The 23,757-nt window shown below is 43.8% G+C and carries 25 protein-coding genes; 9 read left to right on the top strand and 16 right to left on the bottom strand.

Annotated elements, in window-relative coordinates:
- The 4 genes from CHH91_RS02800 to CHH91_RS02815 all read right to left on the bottom strand — a co-directional run.
- A partial coding sequence (locus CHH91_RS02800; RefSeq protein WP_176465646.1) for a 4-hydroxythreonine-4-phosphate dehydrogenase PdxA occupies positions 1-629 on the bottom strand: 629 nt, incomplete at its 3' end.
- Between the two features lie 13 nt (positions 630-642).
- Positions 643-1,929 carry a four-carbon acid sugar kinase family protein gene (locus tag CHH91_RS02805; protein ID WP_095221773.1) on the bottom strand — a complete coding sequence of 429 codons (1,287 nt, stop codon included), beginning with the start codon at positions 1,927-1,929 and terminating at the stop codon, positions 643-645.
- Positions 1,929-2,696, bottom strand: coding sequence for a DeoR/GlpR family DNA-binding transcription regulator (locus CHH91_RS02810; RefSeq protein WP_095221774.1), 768 nt, complete (start codon positions 2,694-2,696; stop codon positions 1,929-1,931). The genes CHH91_RS02805 and CHH91_RS02810 overlap by 1 nt, the downstream gene beginning before the upstream one ends.
- A gap of 224 nt (positions 2,697-2,920) precedes the next feature.
- The gene (locus CHH91_RS02815; protein WP_095221776.1) at positions 2,921-4,252 is read right to left on the bottom strand and encodes a hemolysin family protein; all 1,332 of its coding nucleotides are present in this window, start codon (positions 4,250-4,252) and stop codon (positions 2,921-2,923) included.
- 433 nt (positions 4,253-4,685) lie between these two features.
- Here CHH91_RS02815 and CHH91_RS02820 point away from each other — a divergent pair, with 433 nt between their 5' ends.
- The gene (locus tag CHH91_RS02820) at positions 4,686-5,744 is read left to right on the top strand and encodes a tartrate dehydrogenase (protein ID WP_095221777.1); all 1,059 of its coding nucleotides are present in this window, start codon (positions 4,686-4,688) and stop codon (positions 5,742-5,744) included.
- A 39-nt stretch (positions 5,745-5,783) separates the two neighbouring features.
- Here CHH91_RS02820 and CHH91_RS02825 read toward each other — a convergent pair whose 3' ends face one another.
- Both CHH91_RS02825 and CHH91_RS02830 read right to left on the bottom strand, forming a co-directional pair.
- Entirely contained in the window at positions 5,784-6,536 is a 753-nt protein-coding gene (locus tag CHH91_RS02825) for a hypothetical protein (protein WP_095221779.1), read from the bottom strand.
- A gap of 201 nt (positions 6,537-6,737) precedes the next feature.
- The gene (locus CHH91_RS02830) at positions 6,738-7,784 is read right to left on the bottom strand and encodes an NAD(P)/FAD-dependent oxidoreductase (protein WP_095221781.1); all 1,047 of its coding nucleotides are present in this window, start codon (positions 7,782-7,784) and stop codon (positions 6,738-6,740) included.
- 210 nt (positions 7,785-7,994) lie between these two features.
- On the opposite strand from CHH91_RS02830, the gene CHH91_RS02835 reads away from it, so the two are divergent.
- Genes CHH91_RS02835 through CHH91_RS02845 form a run of 3 tightly spaced genes read left to right on the top strand, consistent with a single transcriptional unit; the run spans position 7,995 to position 10,956 of the window.
- Complete coding sequence (locus CHH91_RS02835; RefSeq protein ID WP_095221783.1) at positions 7,995-8,918, top strand: iron-hydroxamate ABC transporter substrate-binding protein; 924 nt, start codon at positions 7,995-7,997, stop codon at positions 8,916-8,918.
- Between the two features lie 41 nt (positions 8,919-8,959).
- The gene (locus CHH91_RS02840; protein WP_095221785.1) at positions 8,960-9,955 is read left to right on the top strand and encodes a FecCD family ABC transporter permease; all 996 of its coding nucleotides are present in this window, start codon (positions 8,960-8,962) and stop codon (positions 9,953-9,955) included.
- Positions 9,952-10,956 carry a FecCD family ABC transporter permease gene (locus CHH91_RS02845; RefSeq protein ID WP_095221786.1) on the top strand — a complete coding sequence of 335 codons (1,005 nt, stop codon included), beginning with the start codon at positions 9,952-9,954 and terminating at the stop codon, positions 10,954-10,956. The genes CHH91_RS02840 and CHH91_RS02845 overlap by 4 nt, the downstream gene beginning before the upstream one ends.
- Positions 10,957-10,985: 29 nt before the next feature.
- Here CHH91_RS02845 and CHH91_RS02850 read toward each other — a convergent pair whose 3' ends face one another.
- The 3 genes from CHH91_RS02850 to CHH91_RS02860 are packed head-to-tail and all read right to left on the bottom strand — an operon-like array spanning position 10,986 to position 12,205.
- On the bottom strand, positions 10,986-11,336 hold the full coding sequence (locus CHH91_RS02850) for a DMT family transporter (RefSeq protein WP_095221788.1): 351 nt from the start codon (positions 11,334-11,336) through the stop codon (positions 10,986-10,988).
- 13 nt (positions 11,337-11,349) lie between these two features.
- Complete coding sequence (locus CHH91_RS02855) at positions 11,350-11,670, bottom strand: DMT family transporter (protein ID WP_176465659.1); 321 nt, start codon at positions 11,668-11,670, stop codon at positions 11,350-11,352.
- Positions 11,666-12,205 (bottom strand): TetR/AcrR family transcriptional regulator, encoded by a 540-nt coding sequence (locus tag CHH91_RS02860; RefSeq protein WP_176465647.1) that lies wholly within the window; start codon positions 12,203-12,205, stop codon positions 11,666-11,668. The genes CHH91_RS02855 and CHH91_RS02860 overlap by 5 nt, the downstream gene beginning before the upstream one ends.
- A 306-nt stretch (positions 12,206-12,511) precedes the next feature.
- Here CHH91_RS02860 and CHH91_RS02865 point away from each other — a divergent pair, with 306 nt between their 5' ends.
- The 3 genes from CHH91_RS02865 to licT all read left to right on the top strand — a co-directional run bounded on the left by CHH91_RS02865 (position 12,512) and on the right by licT (position 14,168).
- Positions 12,512-12,715 carry a spore coat protein gene (locus CHH91_RS02865; protein ID WP_095221793.1) on the top strand — a complete coding sequence of 68 codons (204 nt, stop codon included), beginning with the start codon at positions 12,512-12,514 and terminating at the stop codon, positions 12,713-12,715.
- Between the two features lie 13 nt (positions 12,716-12,728).
- A complete protein-coding gene (locus CHH91_RS02870) occupies positions 12,729-13,178 on the top strand; it encodes a spore coat protein (RefSeq protein WP_095221794.1) in 450 nt (149 codons plus the stop codon).
- Positions 13,179-13,334: 156 nt separating this feature from the next.
- Positions 13,335-14,168, top strand: coding sequence for a BglG family transcription antiterminator LicT (gene licT, locus CHH91_RS02875; protein ID WP_095221796.1), 834 nt, complete (start codon positions 13,335-13,337; stop codon positions 14,166-14,168).
- A 47-nt stretch (positions 14,169-14,215) separates the two neighbouring features.
- On the opposite strand, the gene CHH91_RS02880 is transcribed toward licT, so the two are convergent.
- From CHH91_RS02880 to CHH91_RS02895, 4 genes are all read right to left on the bottom strand, one after another.
- The gene (locus CHH91_RS02880) at positions 14,216-15,253 is read right to left on the bottom strand and encodes a ribonucleotide-diphosphate reductase subunit beta (RefSeq protein ID WP_038562910.1); all 1,038 of its coding nucleotides are present in this window, start codon (positions 15,251-15,253) and stop codon (positions 14,216-14,218) included.
- On the bottom strand, positions 15,241-15,690 hold the full coding sequence (locus CHH91_RS02885) for a flavodoxin (RefSeq protein WP_095222108.1): 450 nt from the start codon (positions 15,688-15,690) through the stop codon (positions 15,241-15,243). The genes CHH91_RS02880 and CHH91_RS02885 overlap by 13 nt, the downstream gene beginning before the upstream one ends.
- 323 nt (positions 15,691-16,013) lie before the next feature.
- On the bottom strand, positions 16,014-17,285 hold the full coding sequence (locus CHH91_RS02890) for a DUF5068 domain-containing protein (protein WP_095221797.1): 1,272 nt from the start codon (positions 17,283-17,285) through the stop codon (positions 16,014-16,016).
- 346 nt (positions 17,286-17,631) lie between these two features.
- Positions 17,632-18,060 (bottom strand): NUDIX hydrolase, encoded by a 429-nt coding sequence (locus tag CHH91_RS02895; protein ID WP_095221799.1) that lies wholly within the window; start codon positions 18,058-18,060, stop codon positions 17,632-17,634.
- 119 nt (positions 18,061-18,179) lie between these two features.
- Here CHH91_RS02895 and CHH91_RS02900 point away from each other — a divergent pair, with 119 nt between their 5' ends.
- Positions 18,180-19,388 carry an MFS transporter gene (locus CHH91_RS02900; RefSeq protein ID WP_095221800.1) on the top strand — a complete coding sequence of 403 codons (1,209 nt, stop codon included), beginning with the start codon at positions 18,180-18,182 and terminating at the stop codon, positions 19,386-19,388.
- A gap of 27 nt (positions 19,389-19,415) precedes the next feature.
- On the top strand, positions 19,416-19,862 hold the full coding sequence (locus CHH91_RS02905; protein WP_095221802.1) for a MarR family winged helix-turn-helix transcriptional regulator: 447 nt from the start codon (positions 19,416-19,418) through the stop codon (positions 19,860-19,862).
- Between the two features lie 129 nt (positions 19,863-19,991).
- On the opposite strand, the gene kdpDN is transcribed toward CHH91_RS02905, so the two are convergent.
- Genes kdpDN through kdpB form a run of 3 tightly spaced genes read right to left on the bottom strand, consistent with a single transcriptional unit; the run spans position 19,992 to position 23,753 of the window.
- Positions 19,992-21,116: a KdpD-like non-kinase potassium sensor gene (gene kdpDN, locus CHH91_RS02910; protein ID WP_095221804.1), complete on the bottom strand. Its 1,125-nt coding sequence runs from the start codon at positions 21,114-21,116 to the stop codon at positions 19,992-19,994.
- Positions 21,113-21,685 (bottom strand): potassium-transporting ATPase subunit KdpC, encoded by a 573-nt coding sequence (gene kdpC, locus CHH91_RS02915; protein WP_095221806.1) that lies wholly within the window; start codon positions 21,683-21,685, stop codon positions 21,113-21,115. Before kdpC ends, kdpDN begins: the two co-directional genes overlap by 4 nt.
- A gap of 13 nt (positions 21,686-21,698) precedes the next feature.
- The gene (gene kdpB / locus CHH91_RS02920) at positions 21,699-23,753 is read right to left on the bottom strand and encodes a potassium-transporting ATPase subunit KdpB (protein ID WP_095221807.1); all 2,055 of its coding nucleotides are present in this window, start codon (positions 23,751-23,753) and stop codon (positions 21,699-21,701) included.
- Positions 23,754-23,757: the final 4 nt, after the last annotated feature.

A 23,757-nucleotide genomic window follows, 5' to 3' on the forward strand; every position in this document is an offset into this window, starting at 1 on the left:
CCTGCCACTGCAAAGCGGCGATTTTCCACACCTAGACGCTGAAGTGCTTTGTCACAGCGAATCAAGTAATCTTGTACTCTTTCTTTTGTCATCTGTGCAATAGCATCTTTCAAAGAAAGGTGACGTGTAAGGAAGAAGATACGCATACCGTTTACTTCGAACATTGTTAGCGGATCATCAGAACCAGCTAGGTCTTCCAGCATTTCTGTATGTCCGATGTAAGGAATTTTCGCTGCTTTCAAAGATTCTTTGTTGATTGGTGTTGTCGCAAGTGCTTGCACTTGACCATCCATCGCAAGCTCGACAGATTTTTTGATATATTCGAAAGCGCCTTGGCCGCCCTGAGCGGAAACTTGGCCGTACTCTAACGTATTGATATCAATATTGTCCAGATTGATTACGTCGACTGTACCTAATTCGTATTTACCTTCTGTCGGGGAAGATACTTCATTTACTTCCAGATTCGCTTCAACGATTTCAATCGCTTTTTTGATGACTGCTGTATCACCAATCACAAGCGGTTTACATACATCGTAAATTTCCTGCTTTGTTAGTGATTTCATTGTGATCTCCGGTCCGATACCTGCTGGATCTCCCATTGGAATTGCGATAATTGCTCTTTCTGCCATTGTTTATTCCTCCTTAAAATTTAGCTTCCAAATATTTCACGCTTGTATAAATTGCTTTCGTTCCACCAGCCGTGCCGCCTTTAGTTACAATCGGAACACCATCCAGGTATCCTCCCATAAACTTTCCATAAGCGATCAGCGGCAAGATCTCATCCAACAGCTGAATTCCTTCTGCTCTGCTTATCGAGCAAAGTGAAGCGGTTACATCTCCACCACTAGAGAAGCAGCCCCCAATTTCAAACTTGCTTTCCTGGACAACCACTCTTGTAATTTTGCCGAGACCGTCCGCAATACGTTTCGCTAATGCATCCTGACTCACACCCTGCTGTGCTCCGAGCGTTTTCAAATCTAGAATCTCAGCACCTGGTGCATCCGTTGTGATTAACAAGATGTCTTGTTTCTCCAACTCCTGCTTTGCCAGCGCAATTACCCGATCTACCTCTTCATCCCAAACCCCATCTACTGTTGCCAGCTTTTTGGAATCTACGTAAATTGGTCTGAGATTCGTTTTGTCCTTCAGGTATTGCAGCTGTTTCGAGCTGTTCGAAGTAACACTTCCAACTGTGACAATAATCTTCTTATCCTTCATCCGCTTGCGGCTGAATGCACGAGCGAATGCCGCTGTCAGCGGACCAGGATCAGCTGGCACCATTTGATAAGATTCAAGCTCTGCCATAGCTCCTGCTACCGCATCAATATCTTCATTCGTGATGACGTCTGGAACAATGATTCTGGCACCCGCGTCTATTGCTTCCTGCATCTTGCTCTCGATCGCTTGCTTGCCTGCAAGGATTGTCTCAAGGCCGATGCTTGCTACTGTAAATTTGCTCTGTTTTTCAACCAATTTCGGTACATGTGACTCTGTAACCGGTTTAACCGGATCCTTACCTACATCTGACAATTGAACAGGTACACCGTGAACAAGCAAGTACCCGCCAGAAACGATTCGTCCGGAATCCGGGTAAGCCGGTACGACAACAGCAACTGCCTGTGTCCCCAATTCATCGAGCAGTGTATCAAGCTCAACGCCGATATTACCGCGTACAGTACTGTCGATTCGCTTGCAGACGATATCCGTTTCCCACTTCTTCAGATTCCCCGCAACCGTTTTCACACGACGGTGTGCGACCTCGCTCTTAACATACCGGCTATCGGTATCGACAATCACACCGTTAATCTGTTCTGAGGAAGGAAGATGATCGTAGAAGACCATCGTCGCAACGTTATATCCAAGCTTCGTCAGCTTGACACCAGTTCCATTCCCACCAGTCAGATCATCTGCAATTACACCAATCTTCATCAGGCTTCCTCCTCTGCTGCTACGACCTCCAAAAGCTCCGGTAATTCTCTCGGATGATAAGCCTTTATACCGCTATCCGAAATGACACCGGATAATACTTCTAAGTCACAAACTTTCGCCAGCGCCTTTTGATCCAGCTTGCTCGAATCTGCCACCAGCCAAGTTGCCTGAGCTGATTCGACCATCAATTTCTTGATGGAAGCCTTCTCAAAAGTAGGCGCCGTCACACCAACTTGCAGGTGAACTGCATGGGCACCTAGGAAAAACAGATCTACATGCAGGTTACGCAAAGTCTGCTCTGTGAGCGGACCGAATAGCGCCCCGATATTATTCTGCATCTCTCCGCCAGTCAGGATCACCTTGACCTCACTGTCCATCAGCTCAGCTGCGATCTTGATATCATTCGTAACGACGGTCAGATTTCGTTTCTGCTTTAGCAGCTTTGCGATTTCAAGTGTCGTTGTTCCTGAATCAAGGAGGATTGTAAAGTGTTCCTGCACAAGCTCAACAGCCCGTTTCGCAATCTGACGCTTTTCCTCAGCATGCTTACCTTCTTTTGTCTGGAATGACGACTCCATCACCAGCGGCTTGTTGAGAATTGCACCACCCAGCGTCCGGATGATCTGCTCCTGTTCCTCCAAGTAGTTCAAATCTCGTCGGATTGTCATAGCAGATACATTCAACTCCGCTGCCAATGCATCGATATCTATCTTTTCATTCTTATTTAATTGTTCTAAAATCACATTTCTGCGTTCATTTGGCTGCATTTTGTATCACCTTTGTTAATCATGAACATCTTATGTGTTCATGATATGCTTTATGATGTTAATTGTCAACATGTAATGTTACTATTTATCAAAAATTCATATCTTGTTTGTTAATAAATAACAACCATAGTATACTTCACTATGGTTTTTAATACTATATAGATGGATTGCAAAAGTATTTCCAACAGCAACAAACGCCGCCCCTTCATTTGGGCGGCGTTTGTTTAATTGGAGATGCTTTCTTCCAGCTGTTCGACCTGGGTTTGTTTGCGCATTTCCACTTCAACGATCTGATGATTCAGCGTCTCCGTTATTTCCCACTCATATCCATGAGCTTCTATGACACGATGCTCCTCGATACTTCTAAGATTGGTGAGCATCCAGCCGCCGATTGTATCGACTTCTGCCTCGTTAATGAAACGAATGTCAAATTGCTCTTCGATTTCCTCAAGCAGGACACGGCCATTCAAACGGTACTTATTCTCAGAAACCTTTTGGATGTCCGGTTTTTCATTTTCATCGAATTCGTCGCGTATTTCCCCGACGATCTCTTCAAGCATATCCTCCATCGTCACAATACCAGCAGTTCCGCCGTACTCATCGACTACTAGCGCGATATGAACACGTCTCTTCTGCATTGTCAGCAGCGTATCATTCAGACTTGTTCCTTCATGTACTGTCGGGATTGGATGGATGAAAGCATCTAATTTCTTGTCTTCTTTCGACGTGAAATCAGTCAGCATTTCTTTGACGTTAACAAAGCCGTAAATCCGGTCTTTATCACCGCCTTCTGTTACAGGATAGCGTGTATACTGATGCTCAACCATTATTTCCTGGATTTCTTGGCGTGACATTGTGTCAGAAATCGCGACAACCTGTGTCCTAGGAACAAGGATATCCTTGACGACGCGATCGTTGAATGTGAAGATGTTCTCCATATAATCCAGCTCAGTTTTGTTGATTTCACCGCTCTGGAAGCTTTGTGCCATGATAATCTTCAGTTCCTCTTCGGAGTGGGCCTGTTCATGCGCAACCTGCTTCACGCCGAACATGCGCAGGAATACGCGGGCAGATCCATTCAGTGTGTAGATAAAAGGTGCCATCAGCTTACCGAACCAATACAGCGGACGCGCCAGAATGAGCGTCATCTTCTCTGTATATTGGATTGCCAATGTTTTCGGAGCCAGCTCACCGATAACGACGTGCAGGAAAGTCACGACCGCAAAGGCGATGGCGAATGAAAGAATGGTAGAAAGAGATTCTGAAAAACCGAAGTAATCGAATACTGGGTGTAATATCTTCTCGACAGTCGGCTCACCTAATGCACCAAGTACCAATGCAGTAACAGTGATTCCAAGCTGACAAGCAGATAAGTAGTAATCGAGATTATGGACAAGCTTCTTGACGACGATGGCGTTCTTGTTTCCTTCCTCGATGAGCTGCTCGACTCGTGACATACGTACCTTTACGACCGAGAACTCGGCACCGACGAAGAATGCCGTCAGAATGATGAACAAGGCTACTAAAGCTAGATTAAGTACTAATAATGGGTCCAAATTTTCCCCCTAAACAGGGGTTCACCTCCGTATGATGTTGTTTTTCTATATTGGTGTCTTCTTCCGCAGCGGCAATAGATTCAATACCTTCACCTTCCCAAGGGAATCGCCTCCTTTCAGTTTTGAAAAAAAGCCCCCATCTCGTTACCGGGATGGAGGCTTTTTTCTCCGCTCTTGTATACTAGCTTATCGAAATTATAAGGTATATATGCTGTATTTTCAAATAAATCACCGTGAATTATTTTCGAATTTTATTTCACTCAGCTATAATAACAGTAACCGCTATCATTGATACAAGTACTGGATATTCTTTTACGGAAGGCTGTTCCAGATTACAGCTGCACTCCTTTGGATTACATTATCTCTGTCTCATAAAGTAAAAATCATAGAAATGCGGGAAACTATCATCGAAGCGCAAACAAGGAGGAGACGTATGAAGAAATTAAAGATAGCAAGCTTACCAGGAGATGGAGTAGGAAAAGAAGTAGTTCCTGCAGCACAGACAGTTTTGAAAGCGATTTCCGAGGTGCATGGCGGTCTGCAGTTCGCATTCGACGAGTACCCGTGGAGCTGCGAATATTATCTGGAGCACAACCGAATGATGCCAGACGATGCATTGGATCGCCTGCAGGATGCAGATGCTATTTTTCTCGGTGCTGTCGGGAACCAGAAGCTAGTTCCGGATCATATTTCCTTGTGGGGTATGCTGATCAAGATACGGCGAGAATTTGAACAGGTCATCAATATCCGACCTGCCAAACTATTGAAAGGTATTACCTCACCACTTACCAACCCGAAGGACTTCGATTTATTAGTTGTACGGGAGAATAGCGAAGGGGAATACAGCGAAGTGGGCGGCCGGATCTTCCGTGGTGAAGACGAAGTGGCAATTCAAAATGCAATTTTCTCAAGACGAGGCACAGAAAGAGCGATGCGCTATGCTTTTGAGCTTGCCGCAAAGCGCCGAAAACATGTAACAAGCGCAACAAAGTCAAATGGAATAGTACATTCTATGCCGTTTTGGGATGAAGTCTTTCAAACTGTGAAAAGTGATTATCCAGATATCGGAACAGACAGTCAGCACATCGATGCCCTCGCTGCCTTCTTTGTTACGCAGCCGCAGCGCTTCGATGTTATTGTCGCAAGCAATCTATTTGGAGATGTTCTTACCGATATCGGAGCCGCCATTATGGGAAGTATCGGTATTGCTCCTGCTGCCAATATCAATGTGAATGGTAAATACCCTTCCATGTTCGAGCCCGTCCACGGTTCTGCTCCAGATATTGTCGGTAAAGGAATCGCTAACCCGATTGGACAAATTTGGACAGCGAAACTGATGCTCGATCACTTTGGTGAAGAAGAGCTCGGCATTAAACTGCTGGATATCATTGAGGATGTCACAGAAGCTGGTATTCTGACGCCTGATTTGGGCGGAACGCACGGAACGGAGGATGTCACAGCAGCAATTGTGGAAAGAGTTCACAAGCTATAATTTTCAAAAAAAAGAAGTCGCCATAAGGCGGCTTCTTTTTTATATATTACTTTCGCTCTCAAAGGAAACAGATTCCAATATCGTTTTGAAAACTTCCTTATCTTGTTCGTACGTCTCATCCAGTGTATTAAAAGAAAAAATATATGCAGTTCCGTCATGGATGATCGTATTTTGCTGTAACGTGAAGCCATCCATCTTGCTGATAAGTTCATTTGTTTCCATGCCATTAATCTCATACGTTACATCACTTGTATAGTCATAGCCGGTTTGCTGCTTTGCAAGTGCAATATACGTTTCCAGTGTAAGATCGGGAAATGTAGAAATGTCTTCCGCTACGACACTGAGCGTGGTGGATCCATATTGATACCCCACCATAGGTATGCCCATTTCTTCCATTTCACCTAAAGAGATATACTCAGACGGCAGCTCAAAAGTAACACCTTCAAATGTTACTTTTCCATCTATAGGTTCAGCAGATGAAGTTTCCGATTCCAGGGTGTCAGCTTCCAATGTGTCTGTTGCTTCCTCTTGGACGGGAGGATCACTTTCAGGCAATTCTGTGCTATTCTCCTCTGATGCAAAAAATTCATCTGGTTCCGCTGCTTCTTTGTCTTCACTAGCAATTGTATCTGAATTAGATGATTCTTGGTTCTCATTAGCAGCTGAATCCGTTTCTGCTGCTTCGCTTTTTGTATTTTCGTCACTTGCAGTCTCATCGGTTGCGCTCGCCCCACAGCCGCACAGGAATAGGAGTAATGCAGCAAATGGCGCAATCAGAAATCTTTTATCCATCTCATCACCTCGATAAGCTATACCACCGAAGCTGAAGAAATAAGCAGATATTGTAATCTTTTGTAAAATAAAGGTACTTTGCTCATATAAAGGCTTTTACTTCTAATTCAGTTATACTAAGTGTTTTCCTATGGAATACCTGCCGATAGTCTAATTGATTCATCCGCATATCCCAAAAAGAAAAGAGCGCAATATGCGCTCTTATACCAATTTCTTTGCAAGCTCACGATTACGCTGCTTGAACAAAACGTTATGGGAGGAAACCATACCCCAGCCGTCTGCAGCAGGCTCGATATACTGTTTCGCTTTATTGACAGCATTCGCTGCATCCTGGAAGCAGCCGGCAATCAAAGTGACCTTGCCATCATGCTTCAGAATATCTCCTGCTGCAAACAGACCAGGTACAGAGGATTCCCCGCTCGGCGTTCCAGCGATATAGTAATTATCTACAAGCTCAATATCCACTTCGCTGTTTTGAATCAAATCCATATCCCGTTCGTAGCCGTGATTGACAATTACCTCATCAATTGGCAAGAACGTAGTTTCGTTCGTTTCATGATTCGTCAATTCCACACGTTCAATATGCTGCTGGTTCGGACACGCCACGAGCTTTGTGATCGATGTACAAAGGAAACACTTAGCACCGCTGCACATTAAGCGTTCCACTGATGCTTCATGCCCCTTCAGCGCCTCATTGCGATATGTAACATATACCTTTTTCGCAATAGGCTCCAGCTCGTTTGCCCAATCGACAGCAGAGTTTCCGCCGCCAGAGATGATGACAGTCTTATCCTTGAAACGCTGCATGTCTTTCACTGTATAGTTGAGATTTGCTACCTCAAATCTCTCACAGCCTTCGATGGACAGTTTTTGCGGATTAAGTATTCCGCCGCCGACCGCTGCAATAATTGTCTTCGAATAGTGGACTATACCACTTGCTGCATGGAGCTCAAAGATCCCATCATCATTTCGCTTGATGCTTGTTACCTTCTCGTTCAATACCACTTCCGGATCGAAGGTAAGCGCCTGCTCTGTCAGCTGGTCAATCAGTTTGCCTGCCGGAAGCGGCGGTAATCCGCCTACGTCCCAAATCATCTTTTCCGGATAAACATGGAGCTTGCCGCCCAAATAAGGCTGAAACTCGATGATTTTCGTCTTCATTTGCCGTAACCCACTATAGAAAGCGGAATATAATCCCGCTGGACCTCCACCAATGATGGTAACATCATACAGCAATTCTTCCTGCACACTGACTCCTCCTTTAATCCGATAGTGATAATCATTCTCATTCAAATATAACGGAAAATTTTCTCAAAATCAATGTTGACATCTAAATTTTCTGCCTTTATGATGTAATCAAGCGAGATTGATAATCATTCTCATTCTCATCGTATAACCCTGGTGCCCTGTCCCCCTAACAGGGCACTCCCCCCTATAAAATGAGGAGTGATATACATAATGAAAAAGCTATTCCCGGTCTTATTAATTTTAGTGATTGTATTAGCTGCTTGCGGCAGCAATAATTCTTCTGGTTCTGAAGAAAAGGCGCCTTCAACCGGCGATGGGAACGACACATTCACATACGAATCCGAAAATGGCCCAGTTGAGGTGCCCACTGACCCGAAACGCGTGGTAGTGCTTTCCTCTTACGTTGGTGATTTAATCGATTTAGATGTGCCAATTGTCGGAGCTGATGCCTGGTCGATGCAGAATCCACGCTTTGAAGATGCGTTAAAGGATGCCGAAGAAGTGACAGAGGATGATTTGGAGAAAATCATCGAACTCAAACCGGACTTGATCATTGGGTTTACCAGTTTAAAAAATCTAGATAAGCTAAAAGAAATCGCCCCTACAGTGACTTTTACTTACGGTAAATTGAATTATCTTGATCAGCATGTGGAAATCGGCAAACTGGTCAATAAAGAAGAAGAAGCACAGGCTTGGGTCGATGACTTTACAAAACGCGCAGCGGAAACTGGTGAACAGATTAAGGAGAAAATTGGTCCTGATGCAACAGTCTCTGTTGTCGAGAACTTTGATAAACAGCTCTACGTATATGGTGATAACTGGGGACGCGGAACAGAAGTACTTTACCAAGCAATGAGCTTGAATATGCCAGAGAAAGTAAAAGCGGATGCACTGGAGGCCGGCTACTTCGCTTTATCAACGGAAGTATTACCAGAGTACATGGGCGACTACGTGTTCTTCAGTAAATTCGATGATACGGATACATCTGTCGAGGATTCCGAGTCCTTCCAGAACACTGCTGCTGCAAAGAACAATCATGTATACGAAGTCGATGGAAATGCCTTCTACTTTAACGATTCCAATACACTGGATTACCAGTTAGACTTTATTAAAGAGAGCTTCCTAGGGAAATAGGAGGCTCTTTCCCTTATCCTACATAGAAAGATGCGTGCCTGATGAAGAACATACCATTTACTCTGAAACTTGTAGTTGGAATCATGCTTTCCCTTACAGCATTCACTGTGGCTTTATCATTCGGGGCTGCTGATATATCCTTTCGGGATGTGTGGGGTGCAATATTCACCAGTCAACATAATGCAGACATATTAATAATCCGTGAAAATCGTCTGCCGCGGGAAGTCGGGGCTTTCTTTGTCGGAGCGGCTTTAGCTGTGGCGGGTGCCATCATGCAGGGCATGACACGCAATCCGCTGGCGGATCCGGGACTGCTCGGTTTAACAGCCGGAGCCAATGCCGCGCTGGCAGCTGCTATGGCGTTCATCCCCCAAGCAAATTATATTGTTATTATTATTGCCTGCTTCATTGGAGCAGCTGTCGGTGCCGGACTAGTATTCGGAATTGGATCACTTCGTCTTGGCGGCCTTTCTCCAGTTAAGGTCGTCCTGGCTGGTGCTGCTGTATCCGCCTTGTTATATGCAGTATCTGAAGCAATCGGCTTAAGCTTTAAGCTGTCCAAGCAAGTGTCTGCTTGGACAGCCGGCGGTCTAGTCGGTGTTAACTGGACGCAGCTACAGCTCGTTATTCCAATCATACTGGCAGGAATCATCTTGTCGTTATTTCTTTCGCATCAACTAACACTGCTCAGCTTAAGTGATGAAGTAGCTGTTGGCCTTGGTCAGAAAACTTTTGCAATCAAAGCATTATTATTCCTTGTAACTATCCTTTTGGCAGGAGCATCCGTTGCATTGGTCGGTAACATGACATTCATCGGTCTGATGATTCCTCATATTGTCCGTTTTTTTGCGGGTACGGATTATCGTTATATACTGCCGTTATCCTTTTTTGCCGGAGGAACTTTCATGCTGCTCGCTGATACAGCTGCCCGGACAATCAATGCACCATATGAAACACCGCTTGTGGCCATCGTGGCTGCGCTCGGTTTGCCATTCTTCTTATTCATCGTCCACCGGGGAGGTCGCGCTTACTCATGAAAATAGCAAAGAAAAGCAAACAGGCTATCCTGATGATTTCTCTGGCTGCGTTGATCCTTGTTACAATCGTCATCGGAATGGGGCTTGGTCCTGCCTCGTTATCTTATAATCGGTTACTGCCGACACTATTTGGCAATGGGACTTTTCCTGAATCATTCGTTCTGTTCGATATTCGGCTTCCTCGTATTACAGTTACACTATTAGCTGGAATGGCATTGGCCCTGTCTGGTACAATCCTCCAAGGAATCACGAGAAATGATCTGACAGATCCCGGAATCATCGGTATTAATTCCGGTGCCGGATTGGGTATCGCGGTATTTTTCCTATTCATGCCGATCGATGCAGGAAGCTTTGCATATGCCTTGCCGCTTGTAGGATTTGGTAGTGCACTTGTGACAGCCATGCTGATTTATCTTTTTTCCTACAGCAAACAGCACGGTCTCCAGCCGGTCCGGCTTGTATTAGTCGGTGTCGGTTTTTCCATGGCTTTATCCGGTATGATGATCGTCCTGATATCCTCTGCTGACAGGGAAAAAGTGGATTTCATCGCAAAATGGCTCGCGGGAAATATCTGGGGCACGGACTGGCCATTCGTCCTTGCCCTGCTGCCTTGGATCCTTATCATTCTGCCGCTTACGCTTTACATGGCGAATCGGCTCAATGTGCTGGCGCTGAGTGAAGAAGTCGGAGTTGGGATAGGTGTTCAGCTGAATCGCGATCGTATCATTCTTATGATTGCAGCGGTAGCAATTGCTGCGGCAGCTGTGTCGGTTGCTGGCGGCATAAGCTTTGTTGGTTTGATGGCACCGCATATCGCACGAGCGCTTGTTGGTGCCAGGCATCAGTACGTGCTCCCTGTCGCTTCCTTGATCGGCGGCTGGCTCTTGCTGCTGGCAGACACGATCGGACGGAATATAGCGACGGTGGATGGGCTGCCCGCTGGTATTGTGGTCGCCTTTATAGGCGCTCCTTATTTCCTTTATCTTCTGCTGAAAAAATAAGAGGTACTGCATTTGCAGTACCTCTTTTCTTATTGGACTGAAGCCTCTTTTTCTTTTGATTCCTTATGCTGTGTGTTCAATAACACCAAGCCGACAATCACTAATGCCAAGCCGATAAACTTCATCCAGGAAGCGGATTCTCCAAATACTGTGATACCGATCATAGCTGTAAGAGCCGTTCCAGCTCCAGACCAAGTCGCGTAAGCAGTAGATAGTGACATGGACTTCAGTGTGAAAGATAAGAATAGAAATGCACCTAGATATCCGATTACAACGATAATCGACGGAAGCAAGACAGAAAACCCATCCGATACTTTCAGCATGGATGAAGCGATTGTTTCCAATATAATTGCTGCAGCAAGAAATAGACCTGCTTTCATTTAGCATCTTCCTTTACTTGGATAAATTCATCAATACAAGACCAACTAGCAGTATGGCGATGCCTAGTGCACCTTTTTTGTTAACCTTCTCTTTGAAAAGCAATACACCGATCACAACAGTCAAAATGGTACCAACACCACTCCATGTCGCATAGACAACCCCCAGCGGAAGGGACTGCAATGTGATGGATAGTGCGTAGAAGCTGATACCATATCCCACGACAATACCAATCACTGGCAGCAGACGTTTGAATCCATCTGAGAATTTCAGCATTGTAGAACTGAAAACTTCAAATAGGATGGAAGCAGCCAAAAATAAATAAGACATGTTAATCCCCCTTTTCTTTATCTATACATGCCAGCAATTTGTGTAATAAATCAGCAGCAAAAGAGGATGTGCTTGTTGTGCCTGCCATCTCATTGAACCAAAGCCCATCACTAACATAACGGATTACAGCAGCTTCTTCCCAATCCAATCCATCTTGATCAAATTGCTGCTGCCATCTCGAATAGCCCTCTTTCCAGATTTCCATGATTTCCGGATGGTCACTGAAAATAGATATAAGTGCACTGCTTCGATGTGTGCCGCCTTTTTGGATATCCTCTATAGTTGCTAACGCATATGCCCTTGCATATGCACCTCTTCCATTTGGTTGTTCATTTAAATAACGGACAATTGCCTCATCAAATTCCCTGATAGCAGCTACATTCAACTCCTGAAACAATGCTTCCTTTGTGCGGTAATGGTACAGCAGCCCACCCTTGCTTATTTCTGCGCGATTGGCTATTTTCTCAAGTGTGACATTGCTGATGCCCTCTTCCAGGATGAGCTCCGCTGCAGCATTCAGGATTTTATCTTGTGTTTTCATCCCATCACTCCTAACCGTCCAGACGGTACAGTAATAAAATAACATCTCAATTGTCTCTTTGCAAATCAAAGAGCACAAGAAATCGTTACACTGTCTTTTCTTTTCTGTCTAGAACGACATGAAACCTATCAACGGCACATGTCCATTTTCTCTTTAAACAAGGCATTAATCTAGCTGAAACAGGGACATCTATTCTACCTTTCAAAAAAATAGGTTTTTCACAACCGTAATTTACCCACTACAAAATAGCCTTTCTACATAATCTACACTATACGAAAAACATAACAAAAAGGAGGTCTGCTGCTAATGGATGAAAATTTCAAAAAGAAATTCACTGAGATTGCTAGAAGCAATCCTCAAGGATCCGTTATGGATCTAATGCTATCAAATGTTCTAGCTAAACATGGGGTATCCGATGATGCTTTACGGAACCTTTCTCCAGAAAGACGTCAGAAAATCAAAAAGATTACCGACGAGCTTCAGGTAGAACTAAAACGAATACTAGATTAAGGAGGTGATATAGATGAGTGAGGTTTGGCAACCAAATAGAAACCAAAAATGGAGTGCACTTGATCCAAGAACAGCAGGTAACTTTTCAGATCCAGAAGTGAATCAATCAGCTAGACAAAAATCCGATACAGAACAACTTTCAAAGGAAAGTATCTATGTTATCGATTCCGTAGATGTAGAGGTAACAACAACTGACACACAAGCAGCTCTCACAATACAAGCAGCTCTTCAAGCGGCTATCGGTGTTGTATTGCAACTCTCTATTGCTGATAGCAGCAAAGCTGATCAGATCGCTCAAGAACTCTTCCAAAGAGCCACTATCAAACAAAAGAATGTTCAGAAGACCTTTGTCAAAAACTCCCGAAATGTCAGAGTAACAACAACAGATACTGATTTAGCTGTAAATGTTCAATTGCTCCTTCAGGTTCTATTGGCTCTATTGGTGAGAATAGAAATCCTATAAAATTATAGGAGCCGGGCTATCGTGCTCGGCTTCTTTCTATTACATAAGCAATTGATTTTGTCATAAGTTATTCGGATAATTCGGATTGTAATCGTTATCAATTTCCTATACTATAGACCTAGATAGTTTATCCTTTCTAAGGAATAGGTGGTCCTGATGCAGATCAAGCAAGTGTTGAATAATAACGTCATCACCGTCTTGGACGAGCAGGAACATGAGCTTGTCATCATGGGACGGGGTATTGCCTTTGGTCGTAAGGCAGGCGATACAGTGGATGAATCCAAAATAGAAAAGACTTTCAAGCTCGATGATAAGGAAATGAATAAAAGGCTGATGGAGCTCTTAAGTGAGATTCCCCTTTCCTTCGTCGAAGTATCCGAGGAAATCATCCGATATGCCAAGCAAAACACCAGTAAAAAAATACATGACAATATCTATGTTAGTCTGACTGATCATATCTACTATGCAGTAGAAAGGTTCCAGCAAGGTATCGATATAAAGAATGCACTCCTTTGGGAAACAAAACGATTTTATCCGGATGAATACCGGATAGGACAGCACGCCCTTTCGATCATTGCTGAGAAAGTCGGTATTATTCTGCCGGAGGATGAAGCAGGCTTTATCGCCTTGCATATCGTCAATGCGCAAATGAACGAAGATATGCCCGTGATGATTAACATTACAAAGTTCATCCAGGATGTCCTTCATATTGTGAAATTTCATTTCGGCATAGAATATGACGAAGAATCCCTGGCTTACTATCGATTCGTTACCCATCTTAAATTCTTCGCTCAGCGGATTTTGAACCATCGTAAACAAAAAGAAGAGGACAATAGTCTTTTTGATATGGTAAAGACAAATTACAGCAAAGCTTTTGCATGTGCGCAGAAGGTGCAGTCCTATATCCAGAAGATGTACGAGGAGCAGCTTACGAATGAAGATTTGCTTTACCTGACAATCCATATTCACCGGATTGTACAGAAAAAATAGGAACACAGCTAGAGCCAGCCGTTACCCGGCTGGCTCTTTTGCTGTTCTTATAGATCATCGAAACCGTTCAGATCACTTGTTTTCGTGTACTGACGGGATTTTTGTTCGAAGAAGTCAGATTTTGTTCCATTGAAGTTATCCGTGTAAGCACGGATCCATTTCATCGGGTTCTTTTCGTAGCCTTCGTAAATTTCGCTTAGTCCTAGCATACGAAGCATTTTATTTGCACGATATTTTACGTAGCCTTCCATATCATCCAAGTTGATACCATCGATACCATCCAATACATAACGGCTCCATCGTGTTTCTTGCTCAACAGAATGGCGGAATTGATCATATACCCATTCAATGAACTCATCATTATTGTATTCTGGATTCTCCGCTAATGTAGCGCGGAACAACTCACTGATAAATCGACCATGATGCAGTTCATCACGGTTGATATAGGAAATCATCGTGGATGTTCCGACCATTTTCTGGTTACGCGCTAAGTTATAGAAGAAGGCAAATCCGCTGTAGAAGAATAACCCTTCCAAAAGCGTAGAGTACACCATTGCTTTAAGCACTGTCTCAATCGTTGGGTTTTGTGCGAATTCGTTGTAAACAGCAGCTATTCTTTCGTTCCGTTCGAGCAAAACTTTGTCCGTACGCCCTTCGTTAAAGGAAGCGATTTGGTTATCATAATTTGTTACAGACGCAAGTACATACGTATAGCTATGGTTATGCTCACTTTCCTGGTCGGCAATTGTCGCTAAAATCGATTTGACGCTTGGGTCTGTCGAATAAGCAGCTATTTTGGAGGCGATATCTGTTTGAGGACCATCCAATGTCGCCAGCAAACCGATAATTTTCAGGAATGCTGTACGCTCCTGATCTGATAGATTTGCAAATTGCTTCGTATCTGCCACCATATTCACTTCATTGGCAGTCCAGAACAAACCGCGGATTGTTTTGCGCAGTTCATAAAAATGCGGGTATGCAACGTTATCCCAATGCAGGATTCCGCTTGCATCTCCGTTAAATAATGCAGTAGATTTATTTGGATTCGTCGGCTCCAGAACGGTAGCCTTCATCAATTTAGACATTCCAATACTCCTCTCGTCCATTCCAATACTTCTTCTTCCTGAGATCCTCTTGGCGATTGCTCTATTTTGAGCGGAGCAAGCGGCGAATGATAGAATTTCGCCAGCTTGTCAGCTGCCATGCAAAACATATCATCACCGCCAAACTGCGTATCACCAGTGCCGAACACAAACACATTCTCCGGCTTATATCCGACATCTGCCACAAAATCCTTTACATCGAATGGGGTATCACCTGATCCCCATGTATACGTACCAATAAGCATCGCATCATAATCTGGCACATGCGGAAACGGCTCATTGCCAGTCACGCAATAAAGCGTCACGTCCTGCTGCTTATGTGTCAGCTCTTGAGCGATCAGCTCGGCAACTTCCTTTGTATTTCCGCTGACGGAAGCATATGCGATGAGCAAGGTTTTTGTTTGGAGGGATTTGGGCATCGTTGCTGATCCTCTTTCAGAAAGTCCCATCGTATCAGTCCAATCTGTCCATAATTCTATCATATTCCGGGCCGCTTCGATACTGTAAGCTATTCCCTTAGCCATAGAAAGAAAACTATATATAGATTTTATCATTTAATATTAACATACATATAGTACCTATCTAATATAATTTGTGAACATATTATTTACAGGCAATTCTAGTATTGGTTCAAAAGTAGCTCTAATCGTTATATCCCAAGCATCAAAAAAAACCGACTGGCAAGTGCCAGTCGATTTTTCACACAATTTCAAGCGGCTATTACTACGAATAAAAGCAGACTTTATTTAAGTTTGAATTCAGCTTTCTTTCCTTTGGAAATATCCTCTGAATTTTCATCATACAAAGGTCCAAGCTCGATATCGAATGCTTTATCTTTCCATATCTTGTCGTACTGCTCCTTATCAAGTACATATACCTGCAGCAATTCACCGGATTCACCCGCTGCAATGCTTTGCTGGTACTCATAAGGGGATAGCATACGTTCACTCATTTGGTACTGTGACCCATCGTTTACATAAAGATTGGATGCGATGTTATCCAACCCGATATTATCTGATCCTTTGTTATCAACATTGAATTTAACAGTCAACAGGACAACACCATTTTTAAAATTCTCAAAGCGAGGTGCTTCGTATTCATTTGGTGTAAAATCAGTGAATTGGTAGCCATCCAATGTAATGGTAGAATCACCAAGCTCCTGACTCAGCCCGATGCCTTCCTTCTCCTCGATCATTGTTTTTTCACCCATGTTATCCACCGAAATTCCATCCTGATAAAAAGCTGCATTTGCTTCTGTTTGTTTTGCGCCTTCTTCACTCAAATTAACAGTGAATTGACCTTTGGTTCCAAGAGTTGTACTTAAATCATCCGGATCTGTCGTTGGTGCAGGAACTTCTATAGTAGCAGATCCGGATTCCATTGCTGCTTTAAGTTCCGTTTCACCCATTGGATAAGCATAAGTACCGGTTATGGTTTCTCCTGCTTTAATCTCGTATTTGTTATCAGGATTTAGCTTTGTCGCTAGTTGACCTTCTTCCGGGATAATATCTTTGTAGTTATTATAATCTTTAACGGCACCTGTAAAACTCATATACATAAATGGTGTATAGTGGAGATCTTTGTCTGTGTCATTCTTAACTGTATATTGAGCAAGAATGACGCCTCCGTTTGTTTCATCATTGAAAGGAATACTATAGTCTGTATGGAAGTCCTTTAAACCAACTAGGGAGTAGGAATCCAAGGAGACTGTCACGCCTTCCATTTCATGTGTTTGGGGCTCTTTAGCTTCAAAGAAAACCGTAGTCTCCTCTGCATCTGTAGTCGTTTTCATATAATCAATTAGTTCGGCGTAATCGGCAGAGCCGGAATCAGCTTCTCCTTTATCTGCAGCTGCAGCTGTTTCCTCTGCTTTTACTTCTTCATCTTTTTGGCCAGCTGTTTCAGATGCAGCCGTTTTTTCTTCTGTGCTAGCTTTTTTACTGTCACTTCCGCAACCACTAATGATAATTACAGAAAGAATCGCGCCAAAGAGCAGCATTAATTTCTTATTCAATTTTTCATCCTCCATTCAGAACTTATGTTAATAAGCGTAACATGTTCTATAATCTGGCAATATCGGCATTTAGTAGTAAATTTTGCCTTATAACTTCCTACATTTCCAGAACACCTTATATATTGCAGTATAAAGTACCTAAATCGCTCTATAATGCCTCATATCAGTGTTTTTTTTTAACCGACCACATGGATATACTACATTCTTTCGAAAAAAAAGAAGACCGTGTATACGATCTCCTTTTCCATTATTAATTACAAAAGATAAACCAACTTCCTCCAAACTATACGTCCTTTCCCGCTGCATTCATTACCTGTCATCCATATTGCAATTGTATTATCCCTTCCTAAGCCGGAACAATAACCCCTTGATCCACATAAGGAACACCGTTACCAAGTAAGCTCTCAATTCCCCCAGGATGGTATGTCATCACTTCATCCACTTCGGCATAAGACTTCCACACAGCTTCGGCAATTTTTTCTGTATCCTGAATCTGGATTTCTCCACCAATCTGTCTAGCTTTAAACGTCACAAAGGTAGCATGTTCATTGATAGCTTGTAATTTTGCCTCATTCACTGCAAGGATAGTTGTTACTTCTACATCCAAGCCTGTTTCTTCCTTTGCTTCCCGTACGGCAGCTTCGGCAAGTGATTCGCCTGATTCGACTAAGCCGCCTGGTAATGTCCAACTGCCGTTCTTTTTGTTATGCACCATAAGAATTTGCTGTGTCTCTTCATTATGAATCAATGCGTAAGCTACTCGTACTTCTTTCATTCTCATACCTCCTCTGTTCTCTGTCTCCAGTATATACCAAAAAGACATTTCCCTGTTGACAACAATAAAAGAAACTCATATAGTTTAGTTTAGTTAACTTAATTTATGAGGTGCTTACGATGAAGGCTTTATTCGCCAATAAACAATTCAGTTTCCTTCTCTTCTCCGAACTCTTCTCGGTTTTGAGTTTCTCCATGTATATGATCACCGTCTCCTGGTATGTAGTTGATGTACTCCATCACCCTCAATACCTTGGTTTGGTAATGGCAGCCGCCTCCATACCCCGTATGGTTACGATGATAATTGGCGGCGTACTTGCAGATCGAATCCAGAAATCAAAGATCCTGTTCAGTACCCAATTATTGCAGGGTGTGTTAATTGGTATACTGCTTTGGGGACTTGCACATGATTCCCTGACGATATCACTGCTGCTTGTTGTATCCTTCTTTATTGGATGCCTTGATGGATTTTTCTTTCCTGCCTTGTCATCCTTGATACCAAGCATCGTTTCGCAAAAGCAACTGCAGCCAGCCAATACGCTTGTTCACAGTTCACAGGAGCTACTATTCCTGATAGGACCCATTGCTGCAGGCGCTATCCTGCACTATTACAATTTCGGTGCAACGTTTGCTGTCAGCATTGCAGCTACGATCATAGGTGCTTGTTTTGTCTTCCCTGCTTTTATCAAAGATGCGAAGCCGGACAAACACAAAGAGAAAACTTCGTTTATTACAGAATTTAAAGAAGGTTATCGTTACCTGCGATCCTCTTCTATCTATGTATCTGCAATCAGCATCATAATCATTGTGAATTTCTTTGTTTTTGGCCCAATGTTTCTCAGCTTGCCTATCCTGGCTGAAGAACTCGGCGGCAGTGCTTTGGATCTTAGCTTTTTAGAGGCTGGTTTCTCTGTCGGCTCTCTTGCAGCGACTATCTTCCTGCTTTTCTTCACACTAAAAAAGAATCGCGGAAGACAGATTCTTTTATTCCTGATTGCCAGTGTTTTAGCTCTTGGTGTTTTCAGTCAAATCCCAAGTTTATATTGGCTGATTCCAGTTGCAGCAATGATTGGATTTTTCGGTTTTATCACATACATTCCGACTGATGTCATCATTCAGGAGAAAACAGATCCCGCAATGATGGGAAGGGTCATGAGTATCGTGTTCTTGGCTTCCACAGCATTCGATCCTATCTCTCAAACCCTTTTCAGCTCCTTGATGAGCGTCGGTTTCTCTGCACGTATTTTGCTTGCTGCATTCGCCGGTACTGGATTACTTATGGCCGCCCTGCTATTTGCAAAAGCTAAAAAATGGCGTAATATGCAATAAAGAAGCTGTTTGGAAGGAACGATGCACATGAGCCGTTCGTATAAGGAAATCATCCGAAGAATGAATGAAGCGTATGAGGAGTTTGGTATTCTTATCTCTCAGGAAACAAAGAAACTTGATGAGCTGGATTTAACAGTTCAGCAGGAATATATGCTGTCTTATATCGAGAAAAGAAATAAACAGACTACAGCCAATGATATTGCAGCAGATTTCGGCATCTCCAAAAGCGCTGTCAGCCAAGTGCTTTCAAAATTGGAGAAGAGAGATATGATTACAAAACAAGCCAATCCCACAAATAAGCGGGAATTCTTTTTGGCTCTCGGCAACAAAGGCCGGGAATATATGGATAGTCTCAAGCAGTTAGACGAACTACTTATAGATAAATATTATTCCAAGATTGACATCGATGAATTGCATCAAATGACAGAAACCATGGTGCGAATCAATAACGTCATAAGGGAACAGAAGAAATAGAGGTGCCTGCTGGCACCTCTATTTCTTAGCTAGGACGGATAATGGTAAGCCATTCAGCACGGCTGTGCCCGCTCCAATCTCTAAAACGAAACTCAAGAAAGCATAGAAAAGTCTGCTTATCAATGCTTTCTAACGAATAGACTGCTGGTCGGCAACAATATGAATATCAATATTGCAGGTCTGTCGCATGATCGTATTAACAATAGATCCTTTCCAAACTTCTTCCCAGCGCGTACGTGCGGACTGTCCTAATAGTATTTGAGTAATAAAATATTTTTTAGCTTCCGAGACAATCGCATTTGCTGCTCGCTTACTGGAAGTATGCAGGAGGAAATGCGCATCGAATGTTGAGCAAAGCTGCCGGATATAATCCACCTTCTCTTTTTCAGCTATCGCATCCCGGGTCACATGCAGAATAAAAAGTTCTGCATTCAAACGATTCGCCATCCGATATCCGCGGCGTATCAGCCTTTCTGCGGTATCGACATGCTGTACGCAAATAAGTATCTTTTCATGTACACCCAGAGGCCCCCGGTAATCGGCTCCGTTTTGACGTTCCAGTTTCTCATCCACCTCATCCGCAATTTCCCGAAGAGCTAATTCACGCAATGCAGCAAGGTTGGTTAGCTGAAAATAATTCTGCAAGCTCTTTTGAATTCGATGGGCTGGATAGATTTTCCCTTCCCGCAACCGCTTCTGCAAGGTTTCAGGTGTTGCATCAATTAACTGAATTTCGTCTGCCTGCTGTACGAACAAGTCTGGCACACGTTCATTTACCCGAACTCCTGTTATCGTCTGGACAATGTCATGCACACTTTCAAGATGCTGTATATTGACAGCAGCAAGTACATCAATACCTGCATCCAACAGTTCCATAACATCCTGATATCTCTTGGCGTTCTTAGAGCCAGGAATATTCGTATGCGCCAATTCATCCACTAAAACAACTTTTGGAGCATGCTCTAGAATTCCTTCTACATTAAGTTCAAAAAACGGGCGGTCTTTATAGTGAATTTTCAACAAGGGAACTTGTTCCAGATCTCCTAACTGGGCACTTGTTTCCGGCCTTCCATGCGTTTCAATAACACCAATAACAACAGCTATACCTTCCTTTTTCATCTGCTGGGCATCTGTCAGCATCTTATAGGTTTTACCGACGCCCGGAGCAGCACCGATATATAACTTCAGACGGCCTCTCCCTTGTATAGATGCGGCTGCTAAAAATGCAGCTGCTTTATCATTTGTTTCCATCATTTCATTGCCTGCAAATCCATATTCAACTGCAGTACATTTACAGCGGGGGCACCGAGCAGCTCTTCTGCTTGTGATGTGCGGTGCTGGTCAATCAACTTGTATAGCTCCTCTTCATGAATACCGCTTGCTTCAGCTATTCTCGGCACCTGAAATTCTGCTGCTTCTACCGGGATATGCGGATCTAGGCCAGAACCGGAATTCGTCACTAAATCCAGCGGTACAGGACCGCCGTCTGGATTAGCCGTTTGCTGATCCTTTATCGCTTCTTCTGTCCGGGAAATCAATTCTGGATTAGAAGCAGCATAGTTCGGTGTTCCGGATCCTGCGGCATCATTATCTATACTCGACACCCTTCCCTGGAATAGTGCAGGGTCAGTAAACGTTTGTCCAATCAGCTCCGAACCAATCACGGTGCCATTCTCATCTTCTACCAAGCTGCCATCGGCATGATAAGGGAAGAATAGCTGTCCGATTCCCGTCACAGCCAAAGGGTAAAGGACACTGCACAAAACCAGGCATACTAATCCAAGCCGCAGTACAGGAACGATATTGGATACATGTTTATTCATATTCATTTGCCTCCTATAGAAACAGACTTAACAGCATATCAATAACTTTTATTCCTATAAACGGGACGACAACACCGCCCAGTCCATATAGGAACATATTTTTTCTTAGCAGCTTATCCGCAGAAACAGGCTTATACGCCACACCTTTTACCGCCAGCGGTACTAGCGCTGGGATGATCAATCCATTGAATAAAAGTGCAGATAGGATTGCTGTTGTCGGTGACTCCAGCTGCATGATATTCAAGACATTCATCTCCGGTATGCCGAGCATGAACAGAGCCGGAATGATTGCAAAGTACTTAGCCACATCATTGGCAATACTGAAAGTAGTAAGTGCCCCTCTTGTCATCAGCAGCTGTTTTCCGATAGCAACAACCTCAATTATTTTTGTCGGATCAGAATCCAGATCGATCATATTCGCCGCTTCCTTCGCAGCTGTCGTTCCGCTGTTCATCGCAAGCCCGACATCAGCTTGAGCTAGTGCAGGTGCGTCATTCGTACCATCTCCGGTCATTGCAACAAGTTTACCTTGTGCCTGCTCTCGTTTTATTACTTCGATCTTATCCTCCGGCGTGCTTTCTGCGATAAAATCATCGACTCCAGCTTCTTTCGCAATGGTCGCTGCGGTAAGCGGATTGTCTCCGGTACACATAATTGTCTTTATTCCCATCTTCCGCAGCTCATCGAAGCGTTCCCTCATTCCAGGTTTGACGGTATCCTTTAGATAAATCAATCCGAGAAGCTCCGTATCCACCGCCACCGCTAAAGGGGTTCCTCCCATTTTCGCGATATGATCAGATTTTTCCTGTAAACCCACTGGAACCTTACCGCCACGTTCCAGCACCCAATCTTTGACTGCCCCTACCGCACCTTTTCGATAGCTGCCGCCGTCAGCCAAGTCCATGCCGCTCATTCTTGTTTGTGCTTGGAAAGGCACGAATACTGCTTCTTCCCATTTCTTTTGATCCATTGCTATGCCCTGTTCTTCGGCCAGACTGAGCACTGATCGGCCTTCCGGTGTTTCATCTTTCCAGGATGTGATGACTGCAGCTTGCATCAAAGCATTTCTTGATACAGATTCTACAGGTATGAAATCAGCGGCCATGCGATTTCCGAAAGTTATCGTACCCGTCTTATCCAAAATGATTGTATCAATATCACCTGCTGCTTCTACAGCTCGGCCAGACATCGCCAAAACATTGAACCGTGTCACCCGGTCCATACCCGCAATTCCGATTGCACTCAGCAAACCGCCAATCGTAGTCGGAATAAGGCAGACAAGCAGCGCAACAAGCATGCCTGTATCAATAGAGAAGCCAATATAGTTTGTAAAAAAAGGCAATGTGATGACGACGAGCATGAAAATGATCGTTAAGCTAATCAACACCGTGTTTAAAGCAATTTCATTAGGTGTCTTCTTACGGTCTGCTCCTTCTACAAGCGCAATCATCCGATCCAGGAAGCTTTCTCCTGGCTGACTGGTGATTTCAATCGTAAGCTCATCACTGACGACAGTTGTGCCGCCTGTGACGGAGCTGAAATCTCCTCCCGCTTCCTTTAGAACCGGAGCTGACTCCCCGGTAATTGCCGATTCATCAACACTTGCCATACCAGCAATAATCGTGCCGTCCCCAGGGATGACCTCTCCTTCCTTAACAAGTACAACATCGCCCTTTCGAAGATCAGCCGATGAGATGACTTCCTCTTTTCCTCGGAGGAGACGCCTGGCAGCTGTATCCTGTTTTGTTTGTTTCAGCGTATTCGCTTGCGCCTTCCCTCTTCCTTCGGCCACCGCCTCCGCTATATTCGCGAACAGCACTGTCATCAGCAGAATCACTGAAACGCTCCAGTAAAAACCGCTGCCCATTGTCTGGGAATGGGCGCCAGGAAAAACCGCGAGTAATAACGTAACTAGAAATCCAAGTTCAACAATGAAAAGGATAGGATTCCGAACCATATAAGCCGGATGCAGCTTCACTACAGCATCCACACAAGCTTCCTTCAAGATTTTCTTTGAAACTAAACGATTGGAGGGAATCTCTTCTTTCCCTGCAGTATGTGCTAGCATAACA

It is taken from the genome of Virgibacillus sp. 7505, from assembly GCF_002272135.1.
GTDB lineage: Bacteria > Bacillota > Bacilli > Bacillales > Amphibacillaceae > Terribacillus.

What these genes read in the sequence shown, in the direction of transcription:
- CHH91_RS02805 (WP_095221773.1), bottom strand. Translation starts at nt 1,929, where the DNA reads ATGAAGATTGGTGTAATTGCAGATGATCTGACTGGTGGGAATGGAACT.
- CHH91_RS02810 (WP_095221774.1), bottom strand. Translation starts at nt 2,696, where the DNA reads ATGCAGCCAAATGAACGCAGAAATGTGATTTTAGAACAATTAAATAAG.
- CHH91_RS02820 (WP_095221777.1), top strand. Translation starts at nt 4,686, where the DNA reads ATGAAGAAATTAAAGATAGCAAGCTTACCAGGAGATGGAGTAGGAAAA.
- CHH91_RS02825 (WP_095221779.1), bottom strand. Translation starts at nt 6,536, where the DNA reads ATGGATAAAAGATTTCTGATTGCGCCATTTGCTGCATTACTCCTATTC.
- CHH91_RS02835 (WP_095221783.1), top strand. Translation starts at nt 7,995, where the DNA reads ATGAAAAAGCTATTCCCGGTCTTATTAATTTTAGTGATTGTATTAGCT.
- CHH91_RS02840 (WP_095221785.1), top strand. Translation starts at nt 8,960, where the DNA reads ATGAAGAACATACCATTTACTCTGAAACTTGTAGTTGGAATCATGCTT.
- CHH91_RS02845 (WP_095221786.1), top strand. Translation starts at nt 9,952, where the DNA reads ATGAAAATAGCAAAGAAAAGCAAACAGGCTATCCTGATGATTTCTCTG.
- CHH91_RS02850 (WP_095221788.1), bottom strand. Translation starts at nt 11,336, where the DNA reads ATGAAAGCAGGTCTATTTCTTGCTGCAGCAATTATATTGGAAACAATC.
- CHH91_RS02860 (WP_176465647.1), bottom strand. Translation starts at nt 12,205, where the DNA reads ATGAAAACACAAGATAAAATCCTGAATGCTGCAGCGGAGCTCATCCTG.
- CHH91_RS02865 (WP_095221793.1), top strand. Translation starts at nt 12,512, where the DNA reads ATGGATGAAAATTTCAAAAAGAAATTCACTGAGATTGCTAGAAGCAAT.
- CHH91_RS02870 (WP_095221794.1), top strand. Translation starts at nt 12,729, where the DNA reads ATGAGTGAGGTTTGGCAACCAAATAGAAACCAAAAATGGAGTGCACTT.
- licT (WP_095221796.1), top strand. Translation starts at nt 13,335, where the DNA reads ATGCAGATCAAGCAAGTGTTGAATAATAACGTCATCACCGTCTTGGAC.
- CHH91_RS02880 (WP_038562910.1), bottom strand. Translation starts at nt 15,253, where the DNA reads ATGTCTAAATTGATGAAGGCTACCGTTCTGGAGCCGACGAATCCAAAT.
- CHH91_RS02885 (WP_095222108.1), bottom strand. Translation starts at nt 15,690, where the DNA reads ATGCCCAAATCCCTCCAAACAAAAACCTTGCTCATCGCATATGCTTCC.
- CHH91_RS02895 (WP_095221799.1), bottom strand. Translation starts at nt 18,060, where the DNA reads ATGAAAGAAGTACGAGTAGCTTACGCATTGATTCATAATGAAGAGACA.
- CHH91_RS02900 (WP_095221800.1), top strand. Translation starts at nt 18,180, where the DNA reads ATGAAGGCTTTATTCGCCAATAAACAATTCAGTTTCCTTCTCTTCTCC.
- CHH91_RS02905 (WP_095221802.1), top strand. Translation starts at nt 19,416, where the DNA reads ATGAGCCGTTCGTATAAGGAAATCATCCGAAGAATGAATGAAGCGTAT.
- kdpDN (WP_095221804.1), bottom strand. Translation starts at nt 21,116, where the DNA reads ATGATGGAAACAAATGATAAAGCAGCTGCATTTTTAGCAGCCGCATCT.
- kdpC (WP_095221806.1), bottom strand. Translation starts at nt 21,685, where the DNA reads ATGAATAAACATGTATCCAATATCGTTCCTGTACTGCGGCTTGGATTA.
- kdpB (WP_095221807.1), bottom strand. Translation starts at nt 23,753, where the DNA reads ATGCTAGCACATACTGCAGGGAAAGAAGAGATTCCCTCCAATCGTTTA.